6 protein-coding genes are annotated in these 20082 nt (G+C 40.1%); all 6 read left to right on the forward strand.

The features are described from left to right. Positions 1-395 precede the first annotated feature (395 nt). The 6 genes from ABFU83_RS17530 to ABFU83_RS17555 are packed head-to-tail and all read left to right on the forward strand — an operon-like array spanning position 396 to position 19927. On the forward strand, positions 396-920 hold the full coding sequence (locus ABFU83_RS17530; protein WP_347067836.1) for a hypothetical protein: 525 nt from the start codon (positions 396-398) through the stop codon (positions 918-920). Then, positions 917-7006 carry a hypothetical protein gene (locus tag ABFU83_RS17535; RefSeq protein ID WP_347067837.1) on the forward strand — a complete coding sequence of 2030 codons (6090 nt, stop codon included), beginning with the start codon at positions 917-919 and terminating at the stop codon, positions 7004-7006. The genes ABFU83_RS17530 and ABFU83_RS17535 overlap by 4 nt, the downstream gene beginning before the upstream one ends. 11 nt (positions 7007-7017) lie before the next feature. Beyond that, the gene (locus ABFU83_RS17540) at positions 7018-7572 is read left to right on the forward strand and encodes a hypothetical protein (protein WP_347067839.1); all 555 of its coding nucleotides are present in this window, start codon (positions 7018-7020) and stop codon (positions 7570-7572) included. Between the two features lie 6 nt (positions 7573-7578). After that, positions 7579-8265: a hypothetical protein gene (locus ABFU83_RS17545; protein ID WP_347067840.1), complete on the forward strand. Its 687-nt coding sequence runs from the start codon at positions 7579-7581 to the stop codon at positions 8263-8265. 5 nt (positions 8266-8270) lie between these two features. Beyond that, positions 8271-19472: an RHS repeat-associated core domain-containing protein gene (locus ABFU83_RS17550; protein ID WP_347067842.1), complete on the forward strand. Its 11202-nt coding sequence runs from the start codon at positions 8271-8273 to the stop codon at positions 19470-19472. Beyond that, positions 19472-19927: a hypothetical protein gene (locus ABFU83_RS17555; RefSeq protein WP_347067843.1), complete on the forward strand. Its 456-nt coding sequence runs from the start codon at positions 19472-19474 to the stop codon at positions 19925-19927. Before ABFU83_RS17550 ends, ABFU83_RS17555 begins: the two co-directional genes overlap by 1 nt. The last annotated feature ends 155 nt before the right edge of the window (positions 19928-20082 follow it).

Here is a 20082-nt window from a genome sequence, read left to right on the forward strand (position 1 = left end):
TATTGATATGGTTTGTAAAAAATAAGCCATTTCGTGTTTTTTTAAAGAAAAAAGAGTGGTGTAACAAGCCGTATGGTTTTCGTTGTAAAATCGTGCCCATTGTTTAAATAATCACTTTAAAGTGATTTTTATAAAGTGCTATAAATCATAATTTTAGTTGATATTGATGAAAAAATAAGCTTTTCGCTACAATATAGAAACATTCTTTATATAAAAAATAATACTTTTGCGCCCGTTTGATCCTTTCAGTGCCCAGAGAAAGGTCAATTTTTACAACCTACAAGTAAATTGTAATTGTCTGGTTATACCTTAAAGCCTTGAAAATAGTTAAAACCTTTTTTACTGCTTTCTCTTTACTACTGCTTTTATCTTGTGCTAAAGATAAAAAGGGAAGCATGGACGATTCCGAAATCCGGGAACGTTACTTTAACCTTGAAAAAATAGGTTGGAAATCCAAAGTCTACAATCAGAAAGTGGATAAAATGGACTTTACCGCAACCGAAGTTCCCATTCAGTATTACCTGTTAAAAGATAAAGGAAATGAGAATTTGATTCTTGTCGATTCCCTTTATGAAACCAATAAACGGGAACGGGTTATTGAATTTACCTTCCAGCAGGAAAATGAAAAAGATATTTTAGATTCCGAAAATACCGGTATTTCCTATGAAGATGGTGTGAAATACATGTCGTTTTCGATTGAAAAGGATTTTATGGTTGTGGTCAATCAAAAAGATACCATTCCGTGTTCGGCAGCCTTATTCGAAAGAAGTTATAAAATCACTCCCTATCAGAAAGTGATGTTATTCTTTTCGAACATCGATCCCAATGCCAAAATTCAACTTATTTATAAAGATAACCTTTTTAAAAAAGGTACCCTGAAATTCCAGTTTAAAGATCCATTTACAGAAATAGCCTTATGATAAAACAAATCCGAAACAGCAAGTTTACTAAAGTTGTCGCATGGTATTTAGCGTTGATGATGTTTGTCGAAATCACGCAACCCATCCATATGTACGCTTTAACCAGTGGTCCGTCGCAACCCGAGTTTAATTCCTTTACGCCTATAGGAACTTCGGATATGGTGGATCTGACCAGTGGCGATTTTAATTATAATATCCCGATTATGGATGTAGGCGGATATCCGCTAAACTTATCCTATAATGCCGGAATCACAACCGATCAGGAAGCATCGTGGGTAGGTCTTGGATGGAATCTAAACGTTGGACAAATCGAACGACAGGTACGTGGATTACCGGATGATTTTAGAGGCGATGTGGTTCGGTATGAAAACGACTTACGAGATAATATTACCGTGGGAACCCATTTTGGTTTTAATGCTGCTTTTGCGGGTTATGACGCTTTCAAACCCGGAGTAGGACTTGGTGTGCAATACAACAATTATGAAGGAATTACCTTTAAACCATCCTTCGGACTCAACTTTGCTTTAAGTGAAAATGTAGCGGTAGGTTTAAATTTCTCAGGTTCCGCTACCGAAGGTGCTAGTGTGACTCCGTCGGTTAGTATTTCCGCGAAATCACACAACAAAACTAAAAATACCACCACTATAAGAGATGTAGGAGTAGGGCTAGGATTTAACAGCAGAAAAGGGGTAGAGAACCTTAATATGTCGGGAAGCGTACGACGATTTAAAAACGCCTTTCTGATCTTGCCGACGGGACAAATAATAAGCGGATCAAAAAAAACTGCAAGTGGAAGTTTCGGGGGAAGTGTTTCATTTAACGATCAGAGCTATACGCCAAGTAAACGGGTAGGTTTCGAAAATACCAGCTTTACTTTTAATGGTGCTTTTGGTAGTGAATTCTTCTTGTCGGAGTTCCAGGGACAAATAACGGGTTATGGATCCTATCAGAAAGTGGCTTCACAATACCGAAACCGAAAAGAAAAGGCTTTTGGTTATGAAAATACCGAATACAAAAGAAGTCAGGCGGGTGTGATGGACTTTAACCGTGAAAACGAAAGAACCGTTACCGAAAATACAACGGCTTTACCAGTAACCAACTATACCTACGATATCTATAATATCGAAGGACAAGGGGTATCGGGAATGTTCCGTCCGTACCGTTCTCAGGTGAGTTATCTTTATAACGACAGGGTAACGGATTATGGCGATGGCGCCAGTCTTGGACTTGAAGTTGGAATTGGAAATTTAGCACACGTGGGTGGTGACTTTAAAGTGACGCCGTCCAGTACCAGTACCGGTGGCTGGGTGAACAATAATAACGTACTGCAATATTTTAATGAAAGCAGTACCGATACAAAAGCGTTGGGATATGAGCCGGTAACCTACAAATTGGTAGGAAGTATGGTAGTCGATCCGGAACAAAGTATTTATTTGAATAAAATCCATCAGGCAAAAGCCTTGCGAATCGGATTGGACGGGGGGACCCGAAACCGAATGACGACTAATAGATATTATGAAGGTTATAACGGAGTGTCCCATGTTTTCGATTCGAAAATTAAAAGAACCAAACGGTATTTGCGAAATCAGTTGGTTCATAAAGTAACCGCCGAAGAAACGGCAGGCGATCCTTTTGTGATCAAAAACGACAGTGCCAAAGTCCACCATACCGCTGGAATTAAAGTGGTACAAACCGATGGTTCTACTTATGTATATGGAAGAACAGCCTATAACATGAGAAAAGTGGAAGCCACTTTTGATGTTTCCGGCCAAACCGGAAATAACACAAACGGATTGGTGCCTTATAACGGTACAACTTCAGGGAATCATACGAGTCGGAGTGATAAATTCCTGAATAAAATTACAACGCCGCCGTATGCGCATAGTTATTTGATCACTTCAGTTTTATCGGCCGATTATGAGGATGTGGATGGCAACGGCCCAAGTCTTAACGATTTGGGAACGTTTACAAAATTCGATTATAAAACGGTTAACAATTATAAGTGGCGAATCCCGTTCCAGGCAAATATGGCTACGTATAACGAAGGACTGATTTCACATAAGGACGACCAAAAAGGAACCTATCTCTACGGGATTAAAGAGTTGACGTATCTGGATAAAATCAGTACCAAAACACATGTGGCTTTCTTTGATTTGGAAGACCGACTGGATGCTGTAGGAGTTGCGGGAGAACAGGGCGGTGCCGGTACAGAACGAATGAAACGAATCAAATCCATCCGATTGTATTCCAGACCGGAAGTAACCAATGCATCGGGTGATATTTTCGATCCGGGAATTAACAGTGCTATCAAGCCGATTAAAACTGCCCATTTCGATTATGATTATTCGTTGTGTAAAAACACACCAAACTCATTGGCTCCGGCAAAAGGAAAGCTAACGTTGAAACGGGTGTTTTTTACCTACCGCGATTCCAACATGGGAAGGTATACGCCGTATGTGTTTCATTACGGATTGGAAAAATCAAAAAACAAACCGGATAATTATACCATTACAAACGATCCTGAGAATAACCCGGATTACGATCCGAAAGGTTTTGATATCTGGGGGAATTATAAAGTGAATCCGGCCGGAAGTGGAAATCTTAATTCCGCATTGTCCAATACCGAATATCCTTTTGTGCAACAAAGTAATAAGGAATTGGCAGACAAGAATACCGGTGCCTGGACGCTAAAATCGGTTCAGCTGCCATCGGGTGGTGTGATTGCTATCGAAACGGAAAGTGACGATTATCAGTACGTTCAAAATAAAAGAGCGATGCAGATGTTTAAGGTTGCCGGTGCAGGACGCGAAATGAACCCCGGGGCAAGTGATATCACGAATACCTTATATGACGGCAATACCACCACGCCTAAGCGATATATTTATATAAAGCTTGATGATGCCAGTGGAATCAATACACGAGAGGATTTTGTACATAATTATTTGCGGGAAAATTTAGACAAAGCGATTCAATTCCGGTTTTTAATGAATATGACAGCGAATGCTTCGCAATACGAATATGTTTCCGGGTATTTTGAGATTGGAGAAACGGATACGCAAAAAATAAATGTGGTTAACATTAATAATTATGGAAAGGTAGTCGCCATTCCGTTAAAATTATTAAACCGGGATGGTTCTGGTGGTCCTGAAAATGTAAATCCGATTGCGAAAACCGGTTGGGGTTTTGGTAGAACCTATTTAAACCGAATTGTATACAGTATCGGTGGCGATAATAGTAATACCAATTTTGTTTCTATCGTAAACGACCTGTTGGGTAGTATTGAATCCATTAGCAAAATTTTTGATGGACCGAACAAAGAACTGGAAAGAAAAGGTTGTGCCCGAATTTTTAAAACCGATAAATCCTGGATCCGATTGGAAAATCCTAAAGGACGAAAACTAGGCGGTGGTCTGCGGGTGAAATCCATCCGTTTGAGTGACGAATGGGGTTCGATGCTGACTAGTACGCCATCCGGAGGAACCGATTTGTCCAGTATGGAATATGGTCAGACGTATTCGTATGATGATGATGGTGATAGTAAGGGTAATAATAAAAAATCAAGTGGTGTAGCGACATACGAACCAAACGGAAGTGCCGAAAATGCACTTTTAGAACCGTTATATCCTAAAAATGGTAGTTATGCGCAAAACATATCGGCGCCAAAAGAAAACAATTATGTGGAAAAACCATTCGGGGAAAACTTTTTCCCGGCGCCACGGGTAACCTATTCGAAGGTAACGGTGCAAAACCTGCCTCGAAAAGAAGGCAATAAAGAAGTTAAAAGACATGCTACCGGAATGGTGGTTACCAGACATTATACGACCTACGATTTCCCTACAAAAGTAGACTTTACCGATCCGGATGTGAAAAGTGATATTCCAAGTCCGAATCAACTTTTGGGTTTTGTGACACAATTGGTTAGTGTGATGGTGCGTAGCCATTTAACCATGTCACAAGGGTATTCGGTCGAAACCAACGACATGAATGGAAAAATAAAATCGCAGGAGGTATATGCCGAAGGAAATACGCAACCGATTTCGAAAGTCGAGTATAAATACAATGTTGATGCAAACGGTAATCTGGAGAATAATTTACAAACCATTAATGAAAAAGGTGAAGTAAAACCACAATTACTCGGCGTGGATTATGACATGATCAATGATTTTAACGAAAGCCGTTCCGAATCGGAGGTAGCTGGTTTCGATGGAAATTTAGCTGGTTTTATCTTGTTCGTTTATCCTGGTTTTGTAACGACCGTACTTCCTAAATATTCGTATAATGAAAGTGTATTGCGCACAGCTGTGACTACAAAGCACGTACATAAAACCGGAATATTGGTAGAGAAAATTGCCTACGATTTAGGATCGACGGTTTCGACCAAAAATCTAGCTTGGGATGCGAGTTCCGGAGATGTGATCCTGACCCAAACCACGAATGAATATAACGATCAATATTATGCTTTCACCTATCCGGCCTATTGGAAATACGACGGTATGGGATTGGCGAGTACCAATATTGGACTTGAAGGGGAATTAAAAATTAATCCGAATGCGACGGCTGATAATGTGGGTGAAGGTTCAACTTCACCAACTAACAAACCGTATTTCTGGCTTGGTGTTGGGGTCGATTTAACCAAGTATTTCCATTTGGGAGATGAGTTATATCTTAAAAACGCAACTTCATTGGAGCCTGTCGAAGGTGAAATGCAGGGGCTTGCCGCTCCCGCTCCATCGACGCCGTTATTTGTTAACCGACTTTGGGTGGTTGGTTTTAATGGCAATACCGGAATTCTTTTAATGGATAAAGATGGCAATTACTTTAATAAATGTTCCGCCTATAGTAGTATTCCGTTTAAAATTATGCGTTCCGGGTATCGAAACTTACAGGCGGCTTCGATGGCATCGATAACATTGATGAAGAATCCGATTACGATAACAGATGCTGGGAATCAGATCGGATTTCTGGATCAGAGTGTTTTACAGTATGATGGCACGTCAGGTACGAACCCTAGAATACTAAATGCCAGTGCCGTGGTGTATAACGATTACTGGAAACCACAATCGGAACATAATTTACCATATTATCCGGATCCTGCGACAAGTGGCGCTGTTGACGGACAAGGGAATCCGAATTATCCGTATGCGGTACGGGTAAATCCGTACCTATGGAACATCAAAGGCGATTGGAGAGCTCAGGAATCGTATGCCTATTTAACGAGTAGAAATGCAGCAACGACTTCGGTAAACAATCCAAGAAATGAAGGTTTCTTTGCGAAGTTTGTACCGTTTTATATATATGCTAATGGTTTGTGGACGGCCAATACGACCAATTGGAAAAGTGCGAGTAGTATCACCTTATACAGCCCGTATGGAACCGAACTGGAAAATAAAGATGCTTTAAACCGATATAGCGCCGCGCAATATGGCTATAATTATACGTTGCCGATGGCAGTGGCTTCGAATTCAAAATATTCGGAAATGGGGTTTGATGGTTTTGAAGAAACACGCCGAACAAGTAGTGTAAATCCACCGCATTTTAGTTTTAATGGGACTAATACAAACTATTCGACAAATCATTCGCACACCGGAAAGAGAAGTATCAAAGTAGCCACGGGTCAGTCGGTTAAATTAGTACGGGAAATGATTACCGCTCCGGCTTCTGTTCGCCAGGAGACTTGTCCGCCGCCGCCTAGTACGGATCCGGCAAATTGTGCCTATACATTTGAAATAGTAGGATCAGAAGGAAGTTGTTCAGGAGAAACCATAAGAAGAGTAAAGCTAACATTCCCGGCAGCTATTACAGCTACCGATATAATAGCCAGTTATATAGGTCCTAATTCCGATCCGATAGACATTACTAATATTACAGTAGATCCGAATAACAATCGAATAGTATATATCTGTGTGTCGGGGTCATTCCCTAGTGGGTTACCAGTTCCAGGTCAGACCCCTCCATCGAACTCATTAGGAAGCTATCAAGAGTTAACGGTGAGTATGGGGAATACGACTTGTTGTGTACGTCTTCGCTGTCGTAATAGTGGAGATTCAACTTATACTATAGCAGCAGATACTTGCACTAACTTTTAAATTACATTCAGATGATACGATATATTCTATTCTTTGTGCTATTGGTTAGTGTAAAACTAAATGCACAGTATTCCGACTTTACGAATTCATTTCAACCCACTCCGGGTAAATATGTGGTAAGTGGATGGATTAAAGAAATTCATCCCACGCAACAATTGACCTACACCGGGTCGATTAAAATAAGTCTGACCAATACATCGGCACCGTTGATGGCAACCCTGCATCCGGTTGGTGAGATCATCGATGGTTGGCAACTGATTACTGGTGATGTGGACATTATTTTTGAACCCGCTACGGTTCCAAAACTGGAAATCGAATTGGTTTGTTCGAATACCGCTACCGAATGCTATTTTGATGACATCCGTTTTCACCCGTATAACGGATCGATGAAAAGTTTTGTTTACGATGAACAAACCCAACGTTTGATGGCTGAACTCGATGAAAACAATTACGCCACTTTTTACGAATACGATCTGGAAGGCGGTTTGATCCGGGTTAAAAAAGAAACCGAAAAAGGAGTGTTTACCATACAGGAAACAAGAAGTAACAGTATTAAACAAAATTAAATGCTCATGAAAAAGACGCTACTATTCTATTTACTGTTCGTTATGGCACTGCCTACTTTTTCGCAGGGGAAAAAAGCGGTGGAAGAACTGTTTGATAAGGTTGAAAAAAAATATAAATCCGAAAAAAGTTATTGTTATCAGTCAACCTATAATTTTTATAGCACGGCTACGGCTACCAAACCGATTGAGACCTATACCGGAACGATCTATAAAAATAATACCGTAAGCTACCAGCAAATTAAAGATAATGAGTTTGCCAGTTTCGGAACGAATAACATCATGATCAACCATGAGGAAAAAATATTGCAGATTGGTAAAGTGGAAAACAACAATTCGCCCATTGCCTTACAATCGTTTCTGAAACTATTTCCGGATTACTCGTTCAAGCAGGATAAAACCTATTATATCTGTGAGCTAAAATCAGGAAAGTATTCCCAGGTTGCCATGGACCGATTGATCATCTATATCAATAAAACCGATTACAGTCTGGTAAAACAGGAGTTTTATTTTGTGGGTGAAAAAGAATTTGTGATCAAGAATAAGAAAACAAAAATAAAAAATCCAAAACTGGAAGTACGCTATCAAAAGAATTCGAAATGCAAGGAAATCAAGCAACAGGATTTTTTTACGGTTAAAGACAAAAAGTTTATCGTTACCGGTAAATTAAAAAATTATAAGGCTATAACATTATAAATAATATGAATACAGTATTAGGCAGGTTATTGAGTATTATTACCCTCTTTTCCACCATTTTTGCTACGGCACAGGTCGAGGAAAAGGACTATCCTTTGGCGCCGATTCAACTAAACGGTTTTACACAGCTGGCTACGGTAGTGGATCCCGAAGCCGGATGGGCCAATCAGCACAATAAAGATCCGTATTGCTATGCCCGTTTACGCGTAGACAATACCATGGCACCGTACCAATGGTATGAATTTAAGGCGAAGTTTACGGTTACACCGCTTATGCCGGATGGTTCTATAGACGAATCGGTTGCGCCAAGAGAAGAAACGCTGGCGGTTTCGTATAGCCCGCATGGTGCGTCGGTTATCAATACCTTGTTTACGGACATTAATTTTTTACAGGTTAAAAACCGATTCGGAATCAAAATCAGCCTGATCCCGGGGTCTGTCGAATACAAAGATATGGTCAACAATACCACGTCAAATTATATCCCTGAAAATATATTTTTGGATTTGGGATTAAAGGTAAAACGCTATTATACGGTTTCCGATCAGGTACCGAATCCGATGGCGACGATAACGAATCAGTTGGATTCGTCAACCGGAGCTATGGTGCCAGGTTCGATTAAAATAGAATGGCAAAAACTGGCCGGGGCACTCGAGTATGAACTGGAATGGACCTGGATCGATTCGTATGCTGCGACCAATGTGACCGATAATTTACCGGCGGGTGCGATCAATTTTAGCGATCGTGATTTTGAATTAAACAATACCCGAATCAGTACCAAATCGAATTCCTATGAAATCCCATTGCTGTATGCCAAAGGGTATTTAATTTATCGCGTTAGAGCTGTTGGTTTGCATCCTACTGTTTTTAAAGGAAAGTATTACGGTAAATGGAGTTCCGAAACGGGGGGGGCTAAAACTAAAGTTTCCGACTGGACTCATGTTGCTCAGTTATCCGAACACGAAAAAAGCAAAAACTGGCAATTGCAGGTTAGTTATGCTGAAAACGGAAAAAAGAAAGAAGTGATCAGTTATTTCGACGGATCCTTGCGTAACCGACAAACGGTGACCAAAATCAATACCGATAAAAATGCAATTGTTGGCGAAGTGGTGTACGATGCACAGGGAAGACCTGCTGTTGAGGTATTGCCCACTCCGACCAATGAGAATAGTATTCGTTATTTTAAAAACTATAATACCGTTCAAAGCGGTACGCCGTATTCCTTTAGGGATTTTGATTTTGATGACAGTTCCGATCCGACGAATTGTACTATACAGGTCAATAAAATGGACTTGGGATCGGGTGCCGCACGATATTATTCGGCCAATGGACTAATCGATTTTCCCAACAGTATCAATCAGAAATACGTTCCGGATGCCGAAAATCATCCTTTTTCACAGATAGAGTATACGCCCGACAATACCGGACGTATTGCCCGAAAAGGCGGTGTTGGGGTAAACCATCAGTTAGGATCGGGACATGAAATGCGGTATTTGTATACGGTTCCAACCGATAAAGAACTAAACCGTTTGTTTGGGTATAGTGTTGGTGATGTATCGCATTATAAAAAGAACATCGTGATCGATCCGAATGGACAGGTATCGGTGAGTTACATCGATCCGCAGGGAAGAACGATTGCTACGGGATTATCCAATGATCCGAAAGATAATCTGGATAAATTGACCGATTCGGCAAACGACAACCCAATGCACGGGATGATGAGCGATAACCTGTTAAGTCAGAACCGACTGGAATCAACCGGTAATTTCCCGGGGAACGACGACCGTTATATTGTTTCCAAACAACTGGCTGTTGGAGGTGATAATATTGCTTATGAATTTGATTATAATGTAAAGCAAACACAGCAATTCACACCATCCAGTCCGTTAACGTGTACCCTGCCGACCTATCCTTTTGTATATGATTTGGTGATCAAATTAACAGACCAATGTCAGGTCGATAAGATCAATGTTGAAAAAATCAAATTGGGTGGTTCCGGAGGAGCTTTTCCATATCAGTCGAATCCAGGTGACTTTAATCAGGCGCTGGCTTCGGGTTCGTATGCGCTTTCAAAAGAACTGAAAGTCAATGCGGAACAACTCAATACGTATGCAACGGAATATATCAATAAGCTGAAAAATAAAGATGATCCTTGTTATATCAATCCGAATCAGTTCTCTCCGAACATTTTATTAGATATGTGTAATATGGATTGTACCAGCTGTACGGCAGCATTGGGCACGCAATCCAATTATATCCTGAATGCGTTAAGTACGTTTTACAGTGTTCCGGTAAGTACGTTTAGTTTACCGTCAACACTTGCGCCACCGATTGTGGTAACGATTACCGGTAATCCGGCTATCGATCAGAGTCAGGCCAATGGTCTTGCGAATCGTTTTTTCAGAGAATGGCAATTGTTAAGACAGGAGTGCGCGCAATTGTGTACACCGGAAGCGCTTTATGATTCCAGTTGTACGGTTAATGAGCAAACCTTATTAAGCGATGTGAGTCCTTTTGGACAATATGGAAGCACGAAAGCAACCATTACGAATGCAGACGGACAAGTGGTGCCCAACCCGGATTTTGAAATCAGTGTTTTTAATCCGGACAGTAAATTATACGCGAATGGAACCGTAACAGGACATCATTGGAAAAATCCAACGACGCCTTATAAAGATATCGATGGGAATGATGCTTTTGTTAATGTTGTAGTAAATGCAAACGGAACGACTACGCCAGCATCCACAGGACAAGTGCTTTCGGCAACGATTAACGGTGAGAACATTCGTAGAGTACGACCGCAACAGTTGGTGAATTATGAGGACTTCGCTGATGCCTTTGGTCCCGGTTGGGCAAAATCGCTAATCGCGTACCACCCGGAATACAATTATCTGGTGTATAACAAAGCGATTTGTAATCTGACGAAAAGTGTCGGGGGAACACTATTAAATTCGGATGCTTACGATAGTTACCTGCAAAGCGTAACCACGTTTAATGATGCCGTGACTAAAGGTTTAATTGGAAGTACGCTTGCAACGAATAGCGGTATTTATACATTAGATCCGTATTTTCAACAATTGCCAACCGGTTTTGAAAGTGCTACACTATATGGTTACCGAATCGGTATTATGCAGGAGGCTATTAATTCCGATTATATGGCAGAAGGTTCGACCTCACTGAAATTATATGAGGCCGCTTTACAGATGGTTTACTGTAATCCATTGGTACAATGTACGCCTCCAACGTCTATTTCTTCTTTAACAGCAGATCAAAAAGATATGTTTTGGAAGACGTATAAAAATCTTTATTTGGGTTTAAAATCGAACATAAAACACGTTTTTAGTAATATCTATGCTATCGAAAAAGGAACCTATAACGGTTGTATCGGTGGTGTATTGAATTATTCGGTTACGAATGTACTATCGGATAATTTCTCTCAGAAAGCCAGTTTATTTAATTACATCTATAGTATCGCGGTGCCATCACTTTGTGCAAGCTCGAGCGGTATTTTATATAAAGAAAAAACAAAACGTTTTATTCCGGTCGATTTCGGGTACGATTCCGGAGTAAGTCCGTTGACAGCGCTAAACCAGTTACAGGCGCAAAACGATTACGAATATTATGCGCAAACCGGGAATTGCCCGTTACTTTTTGACTTTGATCATTTCTTAAATGGATTTTTTAAAGATCCGGCATTTAGCAGTCAGAATATTACAGCCTTGTCCAGCCGACCTTTTGTTGGGCAATATGTAACACCCGATTTGATCAAAGCTTTAGGGTCGGCAATTGTTCCGTTAACTTCATTGAACATTAGTACGGCAACGGCCAATAATACCCTAACGATTAACTTTAGCGCTAGTCCGTCGCAACCGTTTTGCGGCACGACAGTTAAGGTCGATTCTGCTACCTATACCTGGGCGAATTATAATACGACCTGGAAGATTAGTAAAATCAAACAGTTTTATTACGATGCGACGGCTTCCGTACCGGCAAACCGGGTGTATGCTTATAGAGCTGTGGCGGAAATTTTAGTAAGTGGAGCCACAAAAGAAGTGATCCTTTACGGAACGACTTGCGCCGCTATCGGAGCCTGTAGTACCAATCCGAATAATCAGGAGGGACAAGTGTTAGATCCGAATTTAGGAACTGCTGCAGGTGGACATGGTTGTGCGAAACAATATAAATTCCGTCAGGCTTTTGTAGCGTTTATCAATGCGTTAAAACAATCAGGGGAGTTGCAAAGTGCAACACCTGTTAGTTTAGAGAATGTACCGGCGTATAAAAATTCGTATCTGGCGACGTTCTTTAATGAACCAACCAATTCTCCGATCCTAACAACATGGAAGAGTGTTAACAATGTTACGGAATGGAGTTATGCCATGATGCGAGGCGACGAACAGATTTTTACATTGGATCAGATACCGAGTATTGCTGCATTCATTGAGTCGTCGTATCCGATTAGTAATATGACAATTGTCAGTGGTTCTTTTACACAAATGGCTACGCTTTATACTACGAATGCGTCGGGTGTTATTCAATCGATAACAGGACGATTTAAACCGCCTTTGAATTATAACGATGCCGACTGTAACGTATGTATTCCACAGCCGGTTGCTCCGATTGCCTGTGATGCTAAAAAAGCCGATTTCTTAGATTTTATACTTCACGGAGGACCAAACAATGGGCCGCGTATTACGGGGTATACCATTGAAGCCGGGGAGTTTGATAATTTCTGTACGAGTAACTTGCAATATCTTGTTGATAGTTATAAATATTACTGTAATGAGTTAAACGTTACGTCATCGTACGACTTTAACTTTAGAACGATTGCAGAATTTGGAAATACCTATTTGCATTATGGGTATTATCATGATGCCGCTCATAATATGCTTACTGCGATAGATGCTTATAAATTATATTATGCCGATAATGCCAACGATGTGGATTGTCTAAACTGGAACAACTGGGTAAATACAGTCTACCGCGCTGCCAATCCGGGCATCTGTCCTCCGGCGGTGATGAGTGTCGTTTCTCCAATGGTGCCTGTAGACACTGACGGTACCTGTGAGCATTTAATCAAAAATCTAAATGAGACCTATCAGCAGGAAGCCTATGACAATTACTTGGAATCGTTGCGTAAAAAATTCATAAAAGAATACATTACAAAAGCAATGGCAACGGTTCAGGAGAAATTTGATATGAATTATTTTGATAAAGAATATCAATATACCTTATACTATTATGATCAAGCTGGAAACTTAACACAAACCGTAGCTCCGGAAGGCGTAAAACGATTTACACCGAGTGAGATCAATACCAAAAATGCGGCGATCAATGCTTTTAGAAATTCTTTTGATCCATTGGCGCCTGCCCCTGAAAATACGGCTTTACAGCCACAACATACGCTTAAAACGCAGTATCGTTACAACACCTTAAACCAATTGGTGTGGCAAAAAACACCGGATGGTGGCGAAACGCGTTTTGCCTATGATGATTTGGGACGAATAATCGCGTCTCAAAATACAAAACAATACGAACAGTATAGTACTGCCAGAGGATTTAGTTATACAGAGTATGACAATTTGGGTAGGATTACAGCAGCCGGTCAAATCTTTGTAGGTGCACAACCGGATCAATATGGAAGTGCCTATTTTATCTCCGATGAAGGAAGATTGATGAGGTCGTATCTGATTAATAGTGTTGTAACCCATCAGGTAGCTAATAATTTTGCAGATCTAGGGTTTATGAGAATGGAAGTAACCCGTACGGTTTATGGTGAAGATCCTATGCTGGAAATGTATCCAGAAGAAAGAAGAGCCTCCGATTTCTTCTATTCCAATTATAATCCACAAACGAGTAGAAATAGAGTTGCCGGTGTATTTTACTATGACGAGTTTTCTCCGGATGGCGAGTTGGATTATCAAAATGCGATCTTGTATAACTACGATATACACGGCAACGTAAAAGAAATGGTGACCTATTTGGCTACTTTAAAAGATTATAGTTGTGATCCAAACGTAATCGCCGATACGAATTTGACGCTGAAAAACGACTGTGAGTTTCATATTAAGCGGGTGATCTACGATTACGATCTGATCAGCGGAAATGTGAATTCGGTTACCCTTCAACCGGGTAAAGTCGATCAGTTTATCCATAAATACGAATACGATGCCGATAATCGTATTGTGAATGTTAAAACTTCTCCGGATGGTCTTGTTTGGGAAAATGATGCCAACTATCAGTATTATGCACATGGGCCGTTAGCACGTGTGGAGTTAGGAGACAAAAAAGTACAGGGTATCGATTACGCCTATACCTTACAGGGATGGCTAAAAGCCGTAAATGGTGAGAATCTGACTTTGCCGGAACATGAAATGGGTCAGGATGGAATGGCTTCCAGATTGAATGTCAATAAAGATGCTTTTGGTTATTCGCTTAACTATTACGAAGGTGATTATAAGGCCGTTACGACAGACGATACCGGAGACGAAAATTTTAAACCGTTGATGTTTAGCCGTAACGGAAATATTGCGACCAATACTAGAAATCTGTTCAATGGAAACATCAAACAGATGACCACCGCTATTCGTACGAATAGAGAAGCGTTGTTGGATGTTCAGAAAAACAGTTATACCTATGATCAGTTAAACCGTATTACCGGAATGACATCTGCAGCTATAAAACCGGATGCTTTAGGAGTGGCCGATGTGAATAACGAAAGTTATAGTTCCAGCTATACGTACGATCGAAACGGAAACCTGAAAACACTCCTCAGAACCGCTCCGGATCAGAATGGGGCTTTCCGAAAAATGGATGAATTAGTATACCATTATTTACCGGGTGATAACAAGCTTCGCTTAGTGGAAGATAAAGCAGGTTTCTCCGGATTGGCGACTAACGAACTGGGCGATCAGATACAGCAATTGGCTGATTTAGGAATTGTGTATAACATTAATAACCTGAATACACATAATTATATCTATGATCAAATTGGTCAGCTGGTCGAAGACAAAACCGAAGGTTTAAAAATTGACTGGCGTGCCGATGGTAAAGTCAAAAGAATAGAGAAGTTTAAAAATAATGTTCAAACCATTATCTATTTTGAATATGACGGTTTAGGAAACCGGATTTCGAAAAGTGTTTATGACGGTTCCTTTGGCGATCCGGTTACGAACTCCGATTATTATGCCAGAGATGCTCAGGGGAATGTATTGGCGGTTTACAAACGGGTTCAGATTTCAAATAGAAATGGATACAACAGTAATTACTCCATTAAGGAACACCATCTTTTTGGTAGTAGCCGATTGGGTATGGAAGAAAAACTGATTGGATTGTATAAATACAAAAAACCGGAAATTATTGGTCCGTTAGGAATGACGGCGCAGTCCGGTGCTATGGCCGCTACAACAAGCGTTCCGAGTGTACTGAGTGTATCCGATTTGAAAATTTATTCCTTAAAAGTAACACCGTCTACGAATGTGACGTGGAATGAACCGTATTTATATGGGATTAACCCTAATTTTAATGAATTTAATTTTAAAACGAAATTCAAACTTGATCAAACTACAGCGCCGGCTCCTTCCACGTTAATCGGTCAGGTAGAAGTGATGGGTCAGGGGACGTATGTTGATGATAACAAAACAATTGTACGTCCGCCATTAAATGTGATGTCAAACGTAGACATTGAAGCCGATGGAACGATCACCAGAACAGTAGCGGGCGATAGTTGGGGTACTGTTGGTGGTTCGACACCGTATCTTTTAACAGGTGACGGTTATGTAGAGCGAACTATAAAAGGAACTTTGGCATCCAATGAATATGTGATGTTAGGATTGTCGTATTCCGATCCAAACGTACATTATAATACGATCAACTATTCGTTCTACACTTTCGGATCCAGTATCTTGTATGCGTATGAGAATTCCGTACGCTATACATTACCTACAGGTGGCGATGTTTTCGCTATTGGTGACAAGTTACGAATCGAAAGAAAAGAAGGTAAAATCCGATATTTCAGAAATGAAACCTTGGTACGAGAAATTGTAGAATCGCAACCGGGTCAACCCATGTTGGTCGACTTTGCGATGTATCGAGGTCAGACGAAGATCTATGATTTAAAAGTCGTAAAATATAAGAATATTCCTTATGTCGACGCAAACGAAACGATCATCAAGCCACAATTATATAATACCCAGAATATTGCGGTAGATGCGGCCGGAAAAATTACCAAAACCAGTGCGCCTACCTGGGATGCAGTTGGAGCAACGGCCAATGTTTTAACGGGTAATGGTTATGTAGAAAGAACAGTAAGCGGAACATTGGCATCCAATTATAATGTGATGTTGGGATTGTCGTATACCGATGCAGGTACCTCCGGTGTAAACTCGGTTAGTACGATCAATTATGCCCTGTATACTTACGAAGATAGTAGAGTAATTGCCTATGAAAGTTCGGCTTCCGGAATAAATCTAAATGCAAATTATGCTTTAGGTGACGTTCTGCGAATTGAACGGATTAATGGAAAAATAAAATATTATAAAAACGGACTACTGTTACGATCGACATCCGAATCGGCTCTTAATATCGGAAAACCATTGCTTGTCGATTTTATTCTGTGTACGCAAAATACGAGTATTTATAATCTGAAAGTAGTCAATTATGATGCGGTACCGCTATTGGAAAACCAATATGCGATTACCAAACCACCATTAACCGCCTCACAAAATATAAATGTTGATGCGAATGGGAAAATTACCAAAACGATTCCGCTGGCTTGGGATACGGGAGGCGAAACGGCCAAAATGCTGGTAGCTAATGGTTATGTAGAGCGAACGATTGGGGGGGCCTTGGAATCGAATTATAGGGTGATGTTAGGATTGTCCTACCAACCGAGTACAAATGTTGCAAACTATATCAATATTAATTATGGCTTGCTTAGTTTTTCGGATGGTAAGCTTCGAGCGTATGAAAATGGTAACCTGCAACAACTATCGGCATCATTTCCAGCGGAGACTATTATGTTTAAAGTAGGAGATGTGTTTAGAGTTGAACGCTTAAATGGCAAAATTAAATTCTATAATAACGGCATTCTACTACACACATTGAATGAGCCCGCAGCAAATGCCGGTCAGCCAATGTTAGTAGGTTTCACAATGGGAGATATGGATGCTGCTATCTACAACCTAAAAGTGGTCAACTATGTGATGCCGCAGCAAATTAAGGAAGGCGATATCAAAACCGGAGTACAATTGTTTGCCGACTATCAGAACGGTACTTTTAAACCAAAAGCGGTTGTAACCAAAGAGGTATATGCCAATGGCGTGACAACCAAAAAACAATATACCATAGCCAACCTTTCCGGTTTAGCCGTAAGTGCAGCCGAAATGAAAGAAAAAGGAATGGACGTTTCTTTTGGCGGTAAAATAACACAGCTGCTAGGTTCGGATGTTATCGATGGTGGCATGGCGGTGAACGGAAGTGCAAATACGACGTTCAATACCAATGCGACCACCACCACATCGGGAAGTGCTTTAACGGCTCCGGCTTCAAAACTGGGCACCGCGGCATTCGATATCTGTAGTATTAACTATACTTTTGGAAGTCCGATTAACACCTTAACCCGTGAGTTTGATTTTAACCATAACGTAGGCGCAGGATTAAACAATCCGCCGGTGTCGACATCCGGAAATATTACGATGACGGTTACGCCGGGTACGGTTCGGGTGTTAGGGCCGTGTTTGATGGATACCGATGGCGACGGATTGTATGATATCTATGAAGATGTAAACAATGATAATAACCTGGCCAACGATGATACCGACGGTGATGGCGTGCCAAACTATCTGGATCTGGACGACGATGGCGACGGTTATGCGACCTGGGAAGCGATTGAAGGCGCCGATCCGAACGGCGATCACAATCCATCCGATGCCATTGATACCGATGGTGACGGAATTCCGGATTATTTAGACAAGACCAGTGGAAATTATCCACATAACGGACTGATCGCCTATAAAAAATATGTAAATTTGACTGGCGACAAGCGTTACGAGCTATCCAATCATTTGGGTAACGTATTGGTGGTGATCAACGATAAAAAGATACCGGAGTTTGAAAAAGTGGATACTCCGGAGAGTGGTTTAGTTGCCTTTAATGCCGACGTTCTTAGTTATTCGGATTATTATCCGTTTGGAATGCTCCAGGAAGCCCGACAGGGTTCCAAAGCGAATTATCGTTATGGATTCCAGGGTCAGGAAATGGATAATGAAATTAAAGGTGAAGGGAATTCTCTAAACTATACCTTTAGAATGCACGATCCTAGAGTGGGAAGGTTTTTTGCGGTGGATCCTTTAGAAAAGAAATATCCAAATTACTCACCGTATAGTTTTAGTGGAAACAAAGTGATCAATAGTGTCGAAATTGAAGGACTTGAAGATTCGTTTTATATGCTTGGTAAAAAAGAATATGAAGGGAAGACTTATTTTGAGTTGATTAATGTTTTAGAGATAGGAAGAGATGTTGAGTTAATTACTGGTACTAAGATGAAAACCGCAACTGCTGATAGAGCTTATGTTTACGGTTCTGATGGTCATTGGCATAAAATGTCAGATGAACACAGAAATATGGCTTTAAATAATCTTGGTGACACAAGTAGGGAGATATTTAGTCAACTGAATAAAGGAGATATTGCTGATAAGGAATTCGAAACGGCTTCAAAATTGAAGTCACTAGAGAGAATTGGGAATACAGCGTCAGCAGCTATTGGTCTTGCGTATATTGGTCAAGCTTTAAAGGATATAAAAGGAGTAAAATCTTTAGTAAATACATTAGGAAAAGGTAATTTAAGGGAGCAATATACCGATGCAGTATCAAATCTTAAAAATGTTGCTGAGAGACTTTTAAAATCTGGAAAATCTGAAAGTTCTGTTGCTCAAAAAGTTCATGGGATGAGAAGGTCTCTAGGAGAATTATTTAAAGATGCTACACCAGAAGATTTAAGGTCATTTATTCATAAGTTTAATGAAAAAAGGTATGGGGATAAATTAGGTCCTACTTATGAAGCATTAATAAAAGGAGGTAAAACAGATGCACAAATTATAGAAAGTGCTTCAAGACCTTTAGGAGATAAGGAAGCTTTAGGTAAGGCTTTATATAAAGAGTTTGGCGATGAGATTAAGCCAATTTTAGAAAAATATGAAATGATAAAATAATGAAAATTACAGCTAAACAAATTTTAAATGTCAGTAATAAGTATGTTATTGAGACTGATAACATGTCATTTGTAATGAATGAAGATTCTATTGAAGATATAAATAATTATCCAGAGGCGGGTTCTTTCGATTATCTCAACGAGGAGTTGATAATGCTAATTTCATTTAATAAATACATATATGTTTTTTATGATAATCTTTTTCATCATTTTGAAAAAGATAAACTTAAGGTGAACTATTCTGTTCTTGATAATGTAGCTAAACTTAGTTTTGAAGATATCGTAAATAATAAAATTTATGAAATAAATTACTCGATAAAAGATATGGAAGAAATCTCTTCAATATATTACACAGAAGAGGAAGAAGATGTTAATTTTGGATTATGGCTCTATAATGTATTGAACAACAGTGAGAGAATCCAAATTATTAAAGAGTATTCTCCTCACTCAGTATAAGCAGTGGACTGGGTAATGTATCAAATGTGTTGGTGAAGTATTTTTCCTCCTGATCGCTCGAATTTACCCCGATCGCACAGATTTGTAATCCGTGCAAATAAATAAAATAAGAACTCCTAACTACTACAGTTAGGAGTTCTTGGTTTATGTAGGGT

The organism is Flavobacterium sp. WV_118_3, assembly GCF_039778605.1.
In the GTDB taxonomy this organism is placed as follows: domain Bacteria; phylum Bacteroidota; class Bacteroidia; order Flavobacteriales; family Flavobacteriaceae; genus Flavobacterium.

Excerpts from the sequence above, each read along its gene's own strand:
- ABFU83_RS17530 (WP_347067836.1), top strand. The coding sequence starts at position 396 with ATGGACGATTCCGAAATCCGGGAACGTTACTTTAACCTTGAAAAAATA.
- ABFU83_RS17535 (WP_347067837.1), top strand. The coding sequence starts at position 917 with ATGATAAAACAAATCCGAAACAGCAAGTTTACTAAAGTTGTCGCATGG.
- ABFU83_RS17540 (WP_347067839.1), top strand. The coding sequence starts at position 7,018 with ATGATACGATATATTCTATTCTTTGTGCTATTGGTTAGTGTAAAACTA.
- ABFU83_RS17545 (WP_347067840.1), top strand. The coding sequence starts at position 7,579 with ATGAAAAAGACGCTACTATTCTATTTACTGTTCGTTATGGCACTGCCT.
- ABFU83_RS17550 (WP_347067842.1), top strand. The coding sequence starts at position 8,271 with ATGAATACAGTATTAGGCAGGTTATTGAGTATTATTACCCTCTTTTCC.
- ABFU83_RS17555 (WP_347067843.1), top strand. The coding sequence starts at position 19,472 with ATGAAAATTACAGCTAAACAAATTTTAAATGTCAGTAATAAGTATGTT.